This is a genomic window from Bradyrhizobium sp. CCGUVB1N3 (assembly GCF_024199925.1).
Taxonomy (GTDB): domain Bacteria; phylum Pseudomonadota; class Alphaproteobacteria; order Rhizobiales; family Xanthobacteraceae; genus Bradyrhizobium.
In genome coordinates this window covers 8,828,345-8,842,366 of record NZ_JANADR010000001.1, presented here as the reverse complement: position 1 = coordinate 8,842,366, position 14,022 = coordinate 8,828,345, and the positions used below count along the sequence as shown (strand labels likewise).

The following is a 14,022-nucleotide window of genomic DNA, read 5'->3' as shown; positions in this document are numbered from 1 at the left end:
CTGGAAGGGTTTGTAGGCTTAAAAACGTGTGGCTATCCCCCGGCACCACTTTTGCCTGTAAAAGACCCGCGCAAGGTAAGGCTTAGGATTCGTGATGGGCGAGAATTCCGCTGACGAAGGGTCAAGCGCGTTTCAAACGGCCGCCAAGGCTGAGGTGACCAAAAAAGTCGACCTGAATTCGAAACCCATGAGCGACGTGCGCGATGAGGTCAACCGTACCATTGAAGCCCTCAACTTTCGCGCAGCCATAGATTCCTCCCTTACGAAGAAGCGGCTTCTCGAATACGCGGAAACTCGAAAAGATCTCCCGGGAAGCCGACCGAAAATTATGAACCCGCATAAAGTGGGACCATACTACTATCTCTTCGGCTTCGGTGGGAACGGCAATGCTTACCTTGGCAACGCGCCCCGTATCGCGATCGATCTCAAACACATTGGCCATATCCATACATTTCTGAAGGATCTCGAAATCTATCGGGATCCCGCGCCTTTCAAGGAGGATATCACCACCTGGGTCCCCTTTCTCGAGGCCGCACAAAAGCGAATTCGAAATGAATCCGACGAGCCGGCCACCGACAACGCGGCGTCGGCCGCGGAATCCGCCCCGCTAAAGCCCGCCGACTCGGAATCAAGTCGGAGCGATGTCGAACAAGCCAACGAGGTTGATAGGCTTCCTCCCGATCAGCTTGCTTCCCCAGCAGCAGTGGATGCGGAGGCTGCTTCTGCCCCGATAGGGTTTACTCCAGCCCCACCTCCGATTCCGAGCCAGACCATTTTGGCTGCGGAAGTTGCGGCACCGGGTGGTCCAGTTGCGAAGAGCCCTGCTCACGGGTCTCGTCTGAAGCCGTACCTGATCGCTATATCAGCCGTCCTTTTGACGAGCGTCGTTCTCGTCATTGTGATCCCGGTTACAGCCTATCTACTTTCCGAACGGCGCCGCCAGCTGCCCACGCCGCAAGCCCAAGCAACGACCTCGCGGGTAACGGACTTCCTGAAGAGCTTGTCGTACGCTAAACCATATGCCGCGGTCACCGATCCCAAGATGTGGCGCGATTTGACGCCGAACTATACCTGGTACGGGGTGGTTGCCCCAGTGAGCATAGCCATCGATCCGCGCTTGATGCAGGTAGATAAACTGAGGCTTGATGCAAAGACAGCCGATGCCGGTCAAATGATCCAGTCGATCATTGAAGACAGGGTCAAGAATGGTTTCAGCGCAGGCAAAGCTGCAGCCGACGTTCACCGCCAGCTCGGTCGACTCGCAAACCAGAACGGCGACTTCACCCGAGCCAGCACCGAATTCCAGCAGGTGATCGCGAACGACCCGACGGCCTTGGATTACAGCGACCTGGGTTATGCATTGGAGCAACAGGGCGAGTCGGCTGAAGCTATTTCCTACTACGAGAGGGCGATCGCGGCAGACAAAAGCTCTCCCATTCCCTCAAACAATCTTGGCGTCATCTACTTCCAGCGAGAACACCCGGACCTTGACCGTGCGATTGCGAATTTTAGCCGAGCCATCGAGGCTGCCCCAAATTTCGCGGCCGCCTTGTTTAACCGCGGGTACGCGTTCTCTCTTCAAGGCAAAACTGATCTTGCAACGATTGACTACAATCTGGCCCTTAAGTCCGCAATAAGACGAGCCTATCCGTTCAATGGCCTCGGCGTGATCGCCGCCGATCAAGGTGAATACGAGCGCGCCCAGACCTACTTTAGCGAAGCTATCAAAGCCGACTCGAAATTCACGCCAGCTTGGGTTAATCGCGGCATCGTCCACCTCCAACTAAACAGGGTCGAAGAAGCGCTCAGTGACTTCAAAAGTGCCATCGAAAACGATGGTAGTGATCAAATCAACCGATCAAGCATTCGATATTTTCTCGCCGTGGCGCACATGGCCGCGTATCAATTCGATGCTGCGGTTGCCGAGTTTGAAACAACGCTGCGAACGAATAGGCAGACTGCGACGGCCTACGCTGGCATTGGTGTGTCGTATATCTCCCTGGCGAGAGCCGATGATGCTCTAGGGCAGATCCAAGAGGCTTCTCGAGTCGATCAGGCCCTTCCGTTGATATCCCTGGCCCGAGGGACTGCATATCTCAGTAAGGGAGAATTCGCTGCTGCGGTCGCAGACTTCAACGAGGCCGTACGGCAACGACCCCGGAAGCCACAGGGTTATCTGGGCCGAGGGCTGGCCCGGCTGGCGCTTGGGGATCGCGGTGCCAAGGACGATCTTGATCAGTCAGAACAGCTAGGCGAAGACGCCATCGATATTAGTACGGCGAGACTTTGGAAATGTTTGGCCATCGCGAAAAGCGAGTGTTTGCGAGAGGCGTTGTACCCAGTCGCGAGCGTCAAAGAGAAGCTCGATCGTTTCGCTTTGGCCCAAATTTATTGGCTGGGCGCTCAGATTTCCGCTGCCATCGGTCAATCAAACGAGGCTCTCGAAAGATATCAAGAGGCTTTAGAAAGCGCAGGATGCCGCACGCGAATCTTTCTCGATCGCGCGCGACTCCTCGAAGAGCGCCGGGATGCGCAAGCGGCGTTGGTCGACTACAACAGGGCGATTAATTGTGGTGACGACCTGATCGCGGCCTATCTGGGGCGCGGCAGATATTATGAGATGAACGACCCATCCAAGGCTCTTGCTGACTTCAAGTCTGCACTTGCGCTCCATCCACGCGGCTGGCCACTCGCAACTGCGCTGCTAGAGATCGGACGACTTCACGTCCGGGATGAGCCCGACCAAGCCATCGAAGATCTTGCAAAGGTGCTGCCAGAATACGACGGCATCTCAAGCTGGCAAGCGCATATGATGCGAGCGGGCATATTCGCCGACAAGCGCGACTATGCGAACGAAGTAAGGGAATACAACGCTATCGTTGGAGACAGGTCTGATCCTCCAACGGACCTAATTCGAAAGCGCGCCATCGCATATCGGGCGCTCGGAGACTTCACCAATGCTAGCTCCGACTTTTCGAGCCTCATTCGGCGGGATCAACGCAGCGCCATAGCTTGGAGCGACCGCGGCGATACTTTCTACGCTTCCGGCGACTATGTGCGGGCGATCGCAGATTATGATGAGGCGCTCAAGGTTGATCCGTTTGCCAGCTTGGTTCTGCAACAGCGAGGCAAAGCGCGCGAAGAACTTGGAAACGCCGACCTCGCTCTAAGTGATTACCGGCTGGCCCTAGAGCGGGGCATAAAATCCCCCGATGTTGCCCTGCGACTATTCTTGTTGCGAGCGGTCGCGGATGCTGCGGGGGCACAGGAAGAACTTAAGAAGAATATTAAGCGCACCAAAGTATCGGACGAATTCGGTCCTGTCGTTTCGCTGTTTGCCGGCCAGTTGACGCCTGGCGAAGCGCTGCAACGGACCGACCCGGACCCGTGGGGACCGTGGTATTTTTTGGCTCGATGGATGCTGTTGCAGGGCGGAAAAGATCAATGTAAGGCGATGCTCGTACGCGCGCTGGACGATGCGGACAAAGCCGATATGGGCTACTTCGATATCAGGATCGCGCTGGCGCATCTCCAGCAGTAGGAATTGGTGCCAGGAGAGCCTACCTTCTGAAAGCCATCGTCTTGCGCGGGAATGTCTGGGAAACCGGCGATACCCTTGTTCGAAAACGCGCGTCGCGATGCTATCTTAGAGCATGACCAAGGTAGGTTTTACGCCGCGATCCGTCGAATTTGATCCGCAGCTGGCGAATGACATTGAACGCTACGGCGCGGCGGCCCCGGCCCCGTTTTGGGTGAACGCGCACTCAGGTGTGCGGCGTAGCCCTTTCAACGGCTATACCCGCATGCTGACGCCGGAGGGCGGGGTCCTTATCCAGTACAGCGATCTCAATCTCGGTGTGCCCTTGAGATTATGGCGCGTCGCCATCTGCAGTGCAGTGACGGCCGCAGCCAGCTGGCAAGTTTCTTCGGTCGATGCGCTCTTCTCTGGCCCCGGTCTTTTGGGGCTTACAGCAATCGGTCTGACCAACTGGCTTGTGCTTTGCTTCAAGATCAAGGCTCGCCATAGCGTCGAAATCCGGCCTGATTGCATGATTATCGACGGGCAGGATGTGTTCTTCGCGGAAGAATTCGGCGAGAATCATCCGGAGCTTCTCGAAGTGCCGGATACGGCCGATCAGATGAATATCTGCGCGGTCGTCGGAACGCGCTTTGTCGAACTAATGACCGCAAACCGGCTTGATGTGAATGACCACACGCCCGAGATACTGATCGCGGATCTGACGGTTGCCATCGAGCAGCTTTGGGACCGCCGGGAAGTCATGTCCCCGGCGGCCTATTAGCCGTTATGATGCACTGGCAATAGAGGGCCTGATTGCGGCCTCGGCCCGAGCGCGGATCATATCTACGTCCTCGTGCCCGAGCCGAAGTGCAGCCGCCGGGGGCATGCCCTGCATCAGCAGTAGCTGGCTGAACCGCTCGCGCATGAAAGCAGAACGCAGCTCGGACGGTTCGATCAGCTTTTCAAGCCGGTCTGCCGCATAGCGTAGCGTCTCCTGGTCGCCGTTCGCGAAAAGCTGAACCAATCCAGAGTTGCCAAGAAAGGTCTCCCATCCTTTGTTGTAGTGGCGCTGTAACTGTGTGATGTCCTGCAGCACCACCCATAACTTGACGCCAAAGCCCGGGAAGTACGCCGCCGCGCGTTCCATGAAGTCCATGTGGCCAAGCACAGCGAACTCTTCCATCAGAAACAGAATCGGCAGCAGATCACGCGGGTACGAGCCAAAGCTTTCAAGCACGGTGCAAGTGAGTTGAACAATGATCCGCATCCAGCGCGCGTGGCGCTCCATTCGGCCGACCGGCAAGCACATAAAGATCGTCGCCGGCCGGTCGCCGCGCAATGTGGAGAGCCGGAAGTCAGATCGCCCCAGGGTGGCCCGCAAGGGCAGGCTGTCGAGGAAATCCGTGTGAGTCGCCGCCGTGCTGAATATGGAGCCTCGCTCTTGCTGCGGCGTTTGTTTGAAGCGCTGACCGATCGCGGCAGGGATGCCGCCGAACCGGCCGCCCATCCCGGCCATTCGATCCAGCAATTCTTTGATCGCAAAGCTGTTCCGATCGAAATACTGCTGCTTTCCTTGAAGCGATGCCTCGGCAAAAGCGCGGTCAGCGGCAGCGGTTGCCGCCCGCAGCAGCGGCGCATACGTCAGACACAGAAGCTCGCGCACCGTCACGAGGTTGCGTTCGCTTCGCGGAAGCGTCAGCGTGCATAGAATGAGGCCTACCAGCAGCATGCGGGCACTGTCGTTCCAGTGCTTCGCCCGGGCATCGCCATCATCCGGCACCAGCGCATTGGCGATCGAGATGACGTCATCCACCAAATTGAGATCATGCGGATCGAGTTCCGCAAGGGGGTTGAAGCAGGCGCTCGGCTCGCCTGACTGACCGAACGGGTCAAGCACATACACATTATGTCCCATCGCCCGGCGGAAGCGCGCCGTGCGTGCGAGCTCGCCCTTGGGATCGAGCACCAGCATCGAGCCGGGATAGAGATAGAGATTTGGCTCCAGCACCGTCGAGGTCTTGCCGGCACGCGCTCCCCCGATGGTCACGATGGGCCGATCGTCGAGATGTCCGAGATACGTGCTGGCAAGCTTGCCAAGTATGATCTGTCCTAATCGAAAACGATAGCCGAGCAACTGTGAGGGCGACATCCAGAAGGTCATGCGCTCGCGGTCCCGCTCGAGCCGCGGGAGCAATACGCCGCGCGGCAAGGCCTGTCCGTAAAGCTCGGCGCTGCGCGCATCAAAGCCCGAAAGCGACGGGTATCTGCCAAGCTGCGCATCACTTAGCCTCGTTCGATACTTCTGCCGTTCGCTCTTGAAGAAGTCGATCATCGCTACCTCCTGTGCTGAGAAGGCTTTCGATAGCGTGTGCGAGCCGCACGGTGTTTGGAATGTTCGGCAATGCCCGATCCTTACGAGTGATTCCACAGCGGTGATTACTGCGTCTGAAGTCCCGTGAGTAATCCCTGGTTAACGCGGCGAACCGTCTGGTTGGCGTGTCCTGTTTCGCTTCGATCCTTCATCGCCGCCCGGGTGCGTCCTCTCTCCGCCCGGTTCTGCCGACGCGCGCGGCGCCGTCAAAGCCGCTCGCTTCCGCGCTGCGCTTGTGCAGCTCCGCGCCCCTTACGGCGCGAATTCCGCGCTTCGTCGTGCGCATGATCGTCCTCTGAGATTTTTCAGACGAGGACGAAATGCTCCGACAAACCAGCCGTAACGACACGCTTCTGGCGTTCTTTGGTCGGATTACCGACCGTGCAGCACGTGTACTGAACCGCCCCATCCGCTCTGGCGTCCTCCGGCATTCTTTCCGTCCGAACGGTTACGCCGGTCACCTGAATGCGTGCCGGGAATTCCGCACCCTGCGGCTGATCCACTCCTACCCAGTCCTGGCCTGGCCCGGCGGCAGTGCTGCCCGTGTGCCACCGCCCGCCAAGTAAGCGACCTCTTCTGTAAGCCGGGCCCCAACAGGCCCTTCAACGAGATCTGCCGACGTCCGCCTTCGGACGCCGGAAGGAACCCCTCGTGTCTTTCGCATCTAATCTGGAGAACCATACATGACTTACGATCCCTTCGGCCCTCCCCCTAGCGGAATGGGCTCATTGCAGAACAGTTCTCTTCGCTCTCAACCTTCGAAGCCCATCAGGCTGGGGCGGAAGGAGAAGTTTCAAACCGGCATCGTCGGCTTGCGGCCGGCCTTGCTTGAACGCTTCGCCGACGAAAGCGATGTTACGACCCAGTGCAATCGCGGACTGGCGGAGCTTGCGCTGCTGCTCTACCTGTTCGGCATTTTCACGATCGCCCTGCATACTGTGTTCGGCGAAGCGGGGGCCGTAAGTCCGGTCCATGTCATGCTGGGCGGCGGCCTCACCTTCCTGTTCCAAAGGATCGACGCATTCCTGCATGTTCGCGGCCTCTACTACGCCGGCAAGCAGGAAGTCATCAAGGCCGGCGCGCAGCTAAGTTTTGGCATGGAAGACATCGCGTGGTTCGTGGCGATTACGTTCCGCGCGATTGTCGGCCTGACGGTTGCGGTCGTGCTCGGAACGATCGCCGGTCAGACGTTGTTTGCACCCGAGGTTTCCGCACGTCTGACGGCACTTTCTGCCGAGAAGAACGCTGCCATCGTCGCGGAGCATACGTCCACCTTTGACCAAGGTTTACGATCCGATCGCGATGCGGCCAAGCGCGCCTCTGACGACGCAGACTCCATCAGAAAGAATGCCGAGTCTTCGCGGACCCAAGAGGTCGCTAATGTGCGGACAGCAATTCGTCAGAGCCGGGGTCCGCAGAAGGCTAGTGTCGAGACTGCTTACTCGAAGACGTCGGCCGCCTTGCAAGATTACGAGATGAAGGCTGCGGCGGCCGACAAGAAGGCGCAGGATACCAACCCAGCAGAGCGAGTTCGCGCGCTTGCATCGAGACCAAGTCCAGTTCCTGGGATTGATGATGGAAGCTACCGAGACCATCGAACGGCTCCTTGAGTTCTAGGAGCTGTAGTATGACCGAAGGACTCCGAGCGCGACCTTATGGCCGCGCTCGGTTTTCCTTTGACTACGAAGGGCCGCCACGCGTTCACCGCGAGCGCTCCTGCATCTTAAGCCAGCCCTCATAGTCAAAGTATCGAGGTTCGCCTCCACCTCCGTTGAGATAGTAAGCCCAGGCGCGAGACCTTTCACTGTCAGCACGCTCCTTGGATGAAAGTCCATCAACCAGTTCGCAGAACGGATTCCAGATTTCGTGTTGGGGATCGTTGCGCATGTTTGTGCTCCTTCCGCATCAAGAGTATCCTTTTGAAGCGAGATGGAGGGCGAAACGTTTCGTAAAAGCCGGCTCAATTCAAGGCTTTCTCGTCCCTACAAGCCTCGCCACATGCGGCGCGCGATTTCTTGCTCTTCGGCGCCGGACACGTCGAGATAGACAGCCGTACTGCGGAGCGAGGCGTGGCCAAGCCAGCGCTGGAGAAGGGTCAATGGCACTTTTGCCCGGATAGCGCCGACACCGAAACCATGCCGCAGGCCTTTCGGCATTGCCTGCATTCCGACGATACCGGCCTGGATCATGATCGCCTTCACGTAGCGCCAGGCCGTCGTGCGACTCCATCGCCAAAGCCGCCTGGCGGCAAGATGGGGGTCGCGCTGCGCCGACTTCAGTTTGAAAACGGACGTCAGCTCAGTGACGAGCCAGGGCGGGATGGGGACCTGCCGGACAATGCCGGGTTTCCGTCGCTTCAGAGTGACGATGCTTACAACGCCGGCCTCGTAGTCGATTGACCTCGGCACCAGCGCCAGCACCTCGGATATGCGGGCACCGGTCCAGCGCAGCAGGAGGCAAAAGAGGCGTATTTTGGGCGGCGCCCGAAGGGCCGCCGCGACGAAGCGGCGAAGCTCAAAAACGTTCAGGTATTTCCGGCTACCGCCTGGACCGAACAGACTGCCACTTTGATGGGGGGAGTGGTGCATGGTCGCCTCGGCTGCAACAAAATGGCCGATAGAGGTGCAGCACGAGAGTCCCCTGTAAATCTGCGAAGAACGTGCAATCGGCAGAAAATTCGCCGTAGAGTCTAGCGGTTCTTCTCAGTCAATTTCAAGGCTTTTCCGTCAGACTGAAACACTATCGGCCATTCTGTTTCATCGAAGGCCCAGCAATTCGACATTTATCCCGTCTTATCGCGCACGCAGATTGACGGAGTGGGTTGATGTCGAAGGGGGATTCAGAGACCGAACGCACGCGTCCGTCGTTCTCGTTTACCGATCTCTATTTTTTCGGGCGGTTAATCGGCTTTTGGTTTGGCTTCGGCCTTACCGTCGTGATGTGCGCCGAGATGTATCTCGCTTTCTCCGGAGCGCAGCGACCGGCCTGGCTCGATCCGCTCGAATCCTTCTACGGCGCAGTTTGGAAGCTCACGAAGCACGTCACAGCTGCCGCATTCAATGCGACGGGTGACCAAGTGGTGGCATCCAATCCGCATTGTGTGGTGGACCTTGTTCGATTCAAAACCGACGGCGTGGAGGACGCGCGCACGGCCGTCCTATTCAAGTCTCTTATCGTATTACCCGACATCGTGAAGACGAACAGCGGCACCAGCTGGCAGAAGGCGCGCACGCAAGGCGATGCCGCGCACGCCACGCAGGGCTGGGTCATCAAGACGGATCTGGACGAGAAAAGTGGCCGTGCGGAATGCCGGTGACGTCATGAAGCTGCGCTCTCATTTTGGAAAACTCAAATGCTGAAACAAGTATCGCTAGGCAAGTCGCGCTTGGCGCGTCAACGTAACCGGTTTTGCGCCGTTTTGTTGTTGATGAGCGGGCTTGCACTATCGGGCCCACCCTTGGCACAGGCTCAATCGGTCAGCGCTCAGGAAGATCCGCAACTCCGGGAGCTAGCCAGAAAAGGCCAGGACGCGCTAGCCCGGCATGATTACGCGCAGGCACAGAAGTACTTGCGTCCGTTGGCGGAGCGCGGGATGCCGTGGGCTCAAGCATTCGTTGCCGCTTGCTATGAGAACGGCATCGGCGTTCCCCAGGACTACAGGCAGGCCATAGATTGGTATCAGCGCGCCGCAGCACAGGGCCATGCCGGCGCGCAGGCGAGCATTGGCAATCTATACCTGAACGGACAAGGAGTTGCTGCCGATAACGCGCAAGCCATGAGCTGGTTCGCAAAGGCGGCGGAGCAGGACAATAGCGATGCTGAATATCAGCTCGGCCATATGTACGAGCGTGGCCAGGGTACCGCCGTCGATTACGCCAAGGCGCAGCAATGGTACCTGAAATCCGCCGCACATAATGACAAGTACGCTGAGATGGCCCTGGGTCTTATGTACCTGAATGGGCGCGGTGTCGCGAAAGACGAGGCTGCGGCCTTTCCCTGGTTTCAGAAGGCGGCCGAACAAAGTGTTCCTGAGGCGCAATACATGATCGGGACCATGTATATGAATGGCATCGGCACAAAAAAGGACTACGCAGAGGCAATGCGGTGGTCTATGGCGGCGGCGAACGCTGGCTACGGCAATGCCCAATACGGAGTTGGTCTGATGTATGCGGCCGGCCTTGGCGTGCCTAAAGACATGGACAAGGCGCGTGCGTGGTTCACGAAGGCGGCGGCAAACGGCATTTGCCGTCGCGGTCACGCGCGCGAAAGAATTTGGCCTTCCAGTCGGCGACTTCTCTGGCCATGGCCGTATCCTTGAGCGCTTCTTCGGCGATACCGGCATCATCGAGCCGGACAAGATCGTGCCAATGACGCGAGAGCCGATCACCTTCAATGCCTTGCAGGCAGAAGACATGGACGGCGGTGGCCTTTTCCCAAAAGGTGCGCTTGGGTAGCATGATGCGCGGCGTCGCTTTCGGAAAGATAACGCCCGACACGAAATTCCCGGCATCACAGGTGATGGCGCGGCTTTCGGCCGGTTCGCCGGTCGAGCGCGCCCCGAATTCGAGTTTCACATGGGGTGCAACGTAGCCGGTGCCTTGGGCGAGCTGGTCATAATCGATAAAGATGACATCGTCCTCGACCCGAAAGGTGACATTGGCGCCCGTTGCCTTCGCATGGTCTTGCAAGACGGGAAGCGCACTATCCTTGACCCAGACTTTCAGGCGCTCGCGCGCCAGCTTGGTCCACTTGTTGGCCTGGCTGTTATTCGCCGGGATGGGCGGGTTACCGGTCGCCAGATCGGGAATGATTTGCCGTACATCGTAGGTGAGATCGATATCCTCCGAGAATCGCTGAATGATACCATAGCCTTTGGAAAGGGACGTACCGCCCTTGAAGACGAGGTGCCCACCCAGCGGCGATCCAAACAGCGCCTCGATCGCCCAGACCACCCAGATATCTTTTTCGAGCAGATGGGCCGGTCGTCCTGAGGCGGTCGAGGCGACACCCAGCGCTGCAAGACGATCATCGCGCGAGAGCGCCAGATAGGATTCGTGCTGCTGGTCAGCCATTGGCCACCAACTTCTGGCTGATCGATCTCGACATCCAGCCGGGCAGAGCGGGTCGCAGGGCGACCAGCTCCTGCAAGGTGCTTTCGGGTAATTTCTGTTTCAGCACAGTGAGGGCCTCGGCCGCACGTTTTTGTCCCAGCCACGCAAGCGCTCGCACGGCCTGCCCGGCTGACGGCTGCGTCGGCAACAGCATCCATTGCGGCGCGTGCTGAAGCTCGACCGTTTGCGCACCCAGTTTGAAGTGACGGTTTCGGCCCGAGGTCAAATAGACCAGTTTGGTCGGCACCTGGGTTGTAAGACCGAGGCGGTTAGCGGCAGCCGCTCCGTGCGGAACGATGGTTTCCGCACGGCTTGCGGCAAGGCGCTCAACCACCTTTTCCGGCGCAGGCGCACGCGTGCCGAACCGCGTCTTGACGGGCAGCACATAAAGGCCCCGGCCCAGGCGCATGAGCTCCTTTTCGTATTCGAGCCGCTTGAGAGCCTGATCGATGGCCGCCCGGCTGCCAAGATGCAGAAGTTCTTTGGCGCTGATCAAGGCACCTTCCGGCTGTGAGTTGGCGTGTTCGATGACGCGCGCAGCAACGGTTTGCATGGCAATTCTCCTGTCAGATAACATACAGCGATTTCTGACAAAAGACAACGATATTGTGATTACTCAAGCAAAATCAATGGCTTGAATATTGAGCCGCGAAGAAGGAGAGCCGCGAACGGCGGCTCTCCCTTGCGATCAGGCATCGGCCTGCTCGGCGCTCGGTGCTGGTCTGAGCAGGGGCGGCAGCCAGTTCTCGCCGCTCAGACTCTGCTCGGCAAGTTCGGCCATCGCCTGCTTCTTGAGACCGGCGATGTGCCGGGCCTCGTCCTCTCCCCTGGCCTCGCGAACGGCTTCAAGGATGCGCTCCTTGCTGACGCGGCCGAGATAATTGGCGACGGTCGGCTGCCAGTAGCGCGTCATGTCATGCGGCATGGCCTTTGCCAGCGTGTCCGCATGGGTTAGCGCGGCCCCACGCGAATGCGAACCGGGCCGCTGCACCGCATCGAGCGACAGCGAGGCGCAATGAGCGAGCAGGGCCAGCAACTCGTTCATGGCGAGGGAAGCGACAAACGCCCAGAGCGCCTCGCCACTCTCCGGCATCCGCGCTTCCCATGCAGCGTGGCGCTCGGCAATGGCCTTACCCGCGATGCTGTCCGCGATATCCGATGCCGCGCCTGAGAGCGAAGCTTCGTTCAGCGAAAGCCCAAGGCACGATACGTCCGCAAAGCGATAGAAGGCCTTGGCCGTTAGCGCGTGCGTGACCGCGATCAGCGCGAGGTCGGGAGCCTGCGCCAGATCGTTTTGCAGGGCCGCCGTGCGGTGCGCGGTCAGCTCGGCCGTGAGCGCCGCCGACAGACCATCCGCCTCCTTGGCGGTCTGCGAGGCGGGCTTACCGTCCGCGCCGCCCTCACCTTCCTTGATCTTGACGTCCTCCGGTCGCAGATAGCCGCGTTCGATACGGGCCTCGCCGTTATTGCCCAAGGCGACGAACGCACCGGCGCGGGCGATGCCCTCGGGAAGGAACGTTTCCTCGGAGAACTTGGCGATCTCGGCCTCCAGCCGCTCGATTTCGGCGTAGGTGTCTTCCGCCTCGCCGTTTTCTTCGGCTTCATTGCTGATCCGCTCAAGCTCCTCCTGCAAGGCGGTGAACTGCTGCTGTTCCTCGTCGCTGAGCGGCCTTGGCACGGTATCGATGGTCGCCATGCTGGCCGTACGCTGATAGTCATACTCGACATCCACCTGAACCCACTTCCAGCCTTCAGCCATGACGGTTTCGGCGAGGCGCTGAAGCTTCTCGCGCACAAGGCGGGTGAGCAGGGGCGCATCGGTGAGGTACCCACCATCGTCCTCATCGAACAGATCGCGGATGACGGTGCCACCCGCTGCCTCATAAGCTTCAAGACCGATAAAGCTTACGCGCCGATCGTCCGCCGCGACCTGTCCCTCGGTCAGTGCCCACAGGATGGCCTGACGGCTCTTGTCCCAGCCGAGTTCGGCCCAGACCTGTTCCTGCCGCACATGATCGTCGGTGATGGCGAAGGCCGTCAATTGATCGAGGTTCATTTCGCCTTCGCGGTAGAGCGTGAGCAGGGAGGGGCTGACGGCTCCCAACTTCAACCGCTGCTTGACGACGGCAGCGGTGACGCCATAGCGGCCCGCGATGTCCTCGGGGCTCATGCCTTCCTTCTGGTTCAGCTCGGCAAAGGCTTCGAACTCGTCGGCCGGATGCATGTTGCTGCGGATGGTGTTTTCGGCGAGGCTTATCTCGGTCGCGCTGTGCTCGGTATCGATCACGCAGGGGATCGGCTCGTCCTTCGCGATTTCCTTGCGCTTGGCCCGCAGTAACTGCGCAAGGCGTCGGCCCTCACCGGCATTGACCAGAAAATTGCCGGTCGGCTTGTGCTTCGGGCCAAGCTCCGGCTCGATCACCGGAAATTGCAGCATGCCGACGGATGCGATGCTGGCGGCCAGCGCCGCGATCTCACCATCGGTATGCGGGACTTTCCGCACATTCTTCGGCGACTTCTTCAATTTGCCGAGCGGCACCATCACGATGTTGCGGGCTTCGGCGGGAACGGTCTTTCTGCTGCTCATGGTGTTTTTCCTTCGTGGCTGGGGTTGTGCGCGGCAAAGAGCCGCCAAAACCCCTGCCTCGCGGCGAGCAGCGGGTGTGCAAGGCGCAAGGGTGAAGGAAGTTGCGCAGCAACTTTTTTGGGGGCGCCGCGCCGCAAAAGTCTTCAAAAATGCACGCGGGGGAGCCAAAACCCTTCAGGGCCTGCCCTTGCGCCGCGCCGAGGGCGGAGCCCTAAGTGCTGGCCGCGGCAGCGGCGAAAGAATGCTTGGGGAAAAGAAAAAGCGCGCGTAGCGCACCTCGGATAGATTCATCTTCTCCGCCGGCTTCCGTGATGCGCCCCATGCATCACGCGATGCATAACCGCGCAGGTTGCAACGCCATCAGCCCGCCCCAATCACGTGCGACCGGGAAGAAGTCGCCTGTTCACGGAAGAGCGATGCGCCTCCCGATTAT

11 protein-coding genes are annotated in these 14,022 nt (G+C 59.3%); 5 read left to right on the top strand and 6 right to left on the bottom strand.

The features are described 5' to 3' along the window. Positions 1 to 94 precede the first annotated feature (94 nt). Complete coding sequence (locus NLM33_RS41740; protein ID WP_254104228.1) at positions 95 to 3,541, top strand: tetratricopeptide repeat protein; 3,447 nt, start codon at positions 95 to 97, stop codon at positions 3,539 to 3,541. Positions 3,542 to 3,653: 112 nt separating this feature from the next. Then, complete coding sequence (locus NLM33_RS41735; protein WP_254104227.1) at positions 3,654 to 4,301, top strand: hypothetical protein; 648 nt, start codon at positions 3,654 to 3,656, stop codon at positions 4,299 to 4,301. A 3-nt stretch (positions 4,302 to 4,304) separates the two neighbouring features. On the opposite strand, the gene NLM33_RS41730 is transcribed toward NLM33_RS41735, so the two are convergent. Continuing rightward, positions 4,305 to 5,852: a type IV secretory system conjugative DNA transfer family protein gene (locus tag NLM33_RS41730; protein WP_254104226.1), complete on the bottom strand. Its 1,548-nt coding sequence runs from the start codon at positions 5,850 to 5,852 to the stop codon at positions 4,305 to 4,307. 722 nt (positions 5,853 to 6,574) lie between these two features. Between NLM33_RS41730 and NLM33_RS41725 the strand changes: the two genes are divergently transcribed. Continuing rightward, complete coding sequence (locus tag NLM33_RS41725; protein WP_254104225.1) at positions 6,575 to 7,501, top strand: DUF4407 domain-containing protein; 927 nt, start codon at positions 6,575 to 6,577, stop codon at positions 7,499 to 7,501. A 91-nt stretch (positions 7,502 to 7,592) separates the two neighbouring features. On the opposite strand, the gene NLM33_RS41720 is transcribed toward NLM33_RS41725, so the two are convergent. Continuing rightward, a complete protein-coding gene (locus tag NLM33_RS41720) occupies positions 7,593 to 7,778 on the bottom strand; it encodes a hypothetical protein (RefSeq protein WP_254104224.1) in 186 nt (61 codons plus the stop codon). Positions 7,779 to 7,873: 95 nt separating this feature from the next. Next, positions 7,874 to 8,479 carry a tyrosine-type recombinase/integrase gene (locus NLM33_RS41715; protein ID WP_254104223.1) on the bottom strand — a complete coding sequence of 202 codons (606 nt, stop codon included), beginning with the start codon at positions 8,477 to 8,479 and terminating at the stop codon, positions 7,874 to 7,876. 236 nt (positions 8,480 to 8,715) lie between these two features. On the opposite strand from NLM33_RS41715, the gene NLM33_RS41710 reads away from it, so the two are divergent. Next, entirely contained in the window at positions 8,716 to 9,207 is a 492-nt protein-coding gene (locus NLM33_RS41710) for a hypothetical protein (RefSeq protein ID WP_254104222.1), read from the top strand. A 36-nt stretch (positions 9,208 to 9,243) separates the two neighbouring features. After that, positions 9,244 to 10,209 (top strand): tetratricopeptide repeat protein, encoded by a 966-nt coding sequence (locus NLM33_RS41705; RefSeq protein WP_254104221.1) that lies wholly within the window; start codon positions 9,244 to 9,246, stop codon positions 10,207 to 10,209. On the opposite strand, the gene NLM33_RS41700 is transcribed toward NLM33_RS41705, so the two are convergent. From NLM33_RS41700 to NLM33_RS41690, 3 genes are all read right to left on the bottom strand, one after another. Then, positions 10,109 to 10,963, bottom strand: a complete 855-nt coding sequence (locus NLM33_RS41700; protein WP_254104220.1) for a nucleotidyl transferase AbiEii/AbiGii toxin family protein — start codon at positions 10,961 to 10,963, stop codon at positions 10,109 to 10,111. The two genes, NLM33_RS41705 and NLM33_RS41700, sit on opposite strands and share 101 nt — an antisense overlap. Continuing rightward, the gene (locus tag NLM33_RS41695; protein ID WP_254104219.1) at positions 10,956 to 11,555 is read right to left on the bottom strand and encodes a DUF6088 family protein; all 600 of its coding nucleotides are present in this window, start codon (positions 11,553 to 11,555) and stop codon (positions 10,956 to 10,958) included. The genes NLM33_RS41700 and NLM33_RS41695 overlap by 8 nt, the downstream gene beginning before the upstream one ends. Positions 11,556 to 11,690: 135 nt before the next feature. Then, positions 11,691 to 13,589, bottom strand: a complete 1,899-nt coding sequence (locus NLM33_RS41690) for a ParB N-terminal domain-containing protein (RefSeq protein WP_254104218.1) — start codon at positions 13,587 to 13,589, stop codon at positions 11,691 to 11,693. Between the last annotated feature and the right edge of the window lie 433 nt (positions 13,590 to 14,022).

Bases quoted from the DNA above. Each gene is read 5' to 3' on its own strand.
- NLM33_RS41740 (WP_254104228.1), top strand. From the start codon at position 95: ATGGGCGAGAATTCCGCTGACGAAGGGTCAAGCGCGTTTCAAACGGCC.
- NLM33_RS41735 (WP_254104227.1), top strand. From the start codon at position 3,654: ATGACCAAGGTAGGTTTTACGCCGCGATCCGTCGAATTTGATCCGCAG.
- NLM33_RS41730 (WP_254104226.1), bottom strand. From the start codon at position 5,852: ATGATCGACTTCTTCAAGAGCGAACGGCAGAAGTATCGAACGAGGCTA.
- NLM33_RS41725 (WP_254104225.1), top strand. From the start codon at position 6,575: ATGACTTACGATCCCTTCGGCCCTCCCCCTAGCGGAATGGGCTCATTG.
- NLM33_RS41720 (WP_254104224.1), bottom strand. From the start codon at position 7,778: ATGCGCAACGATCCCCAACACGAAATCTGGAATCCGTTCTGCGAACTG.
- NLM33_RS41715 (WP_254104223.1), bottom strand. From the start codon at position 8,479: ATGCACCACTCCCCCCATCAAAGTGGCAGTCTGTTCGGTCCAGGCGGT.
- NLM33_RS41710 (WP_254104222.1), top strand. From the start codon at position 8,716: ATGTCGAAGGGGGATTCAGAGACCGAACGCACGCGTCCGTCGTTCTCG.
- NLM33_RS41705 (WP_254104221.1), top strand. From the start codon at position 9,244: ATGCTGAAACAAGTATCGCTAGGCAAGTCGCGCTTGGCGCGTCAACGT.
- NLM33_RS41700 (WP_254104220.1), bottom strand. From the start codon at position 10,963: ATGGCTGACCAGCAGCACGAATCCTATCTGGCGCTCTCGCGCGATGAT.
- NLM33_RS41695 (WP_254104219.1), bottom strand. From the start codon at position 11,555: ATGCAAACCGTTGCTGCGCGCGTCATCGAACACGCCAACTCACAGCCG.
- NLM33_RS41690 (WP_254104218.1), bottom strand. From the start codon at position 13,589: ATGAGCAGCAGAAAGACCGTTCCCGCCGAAGCCCGCAACATCGTGATG.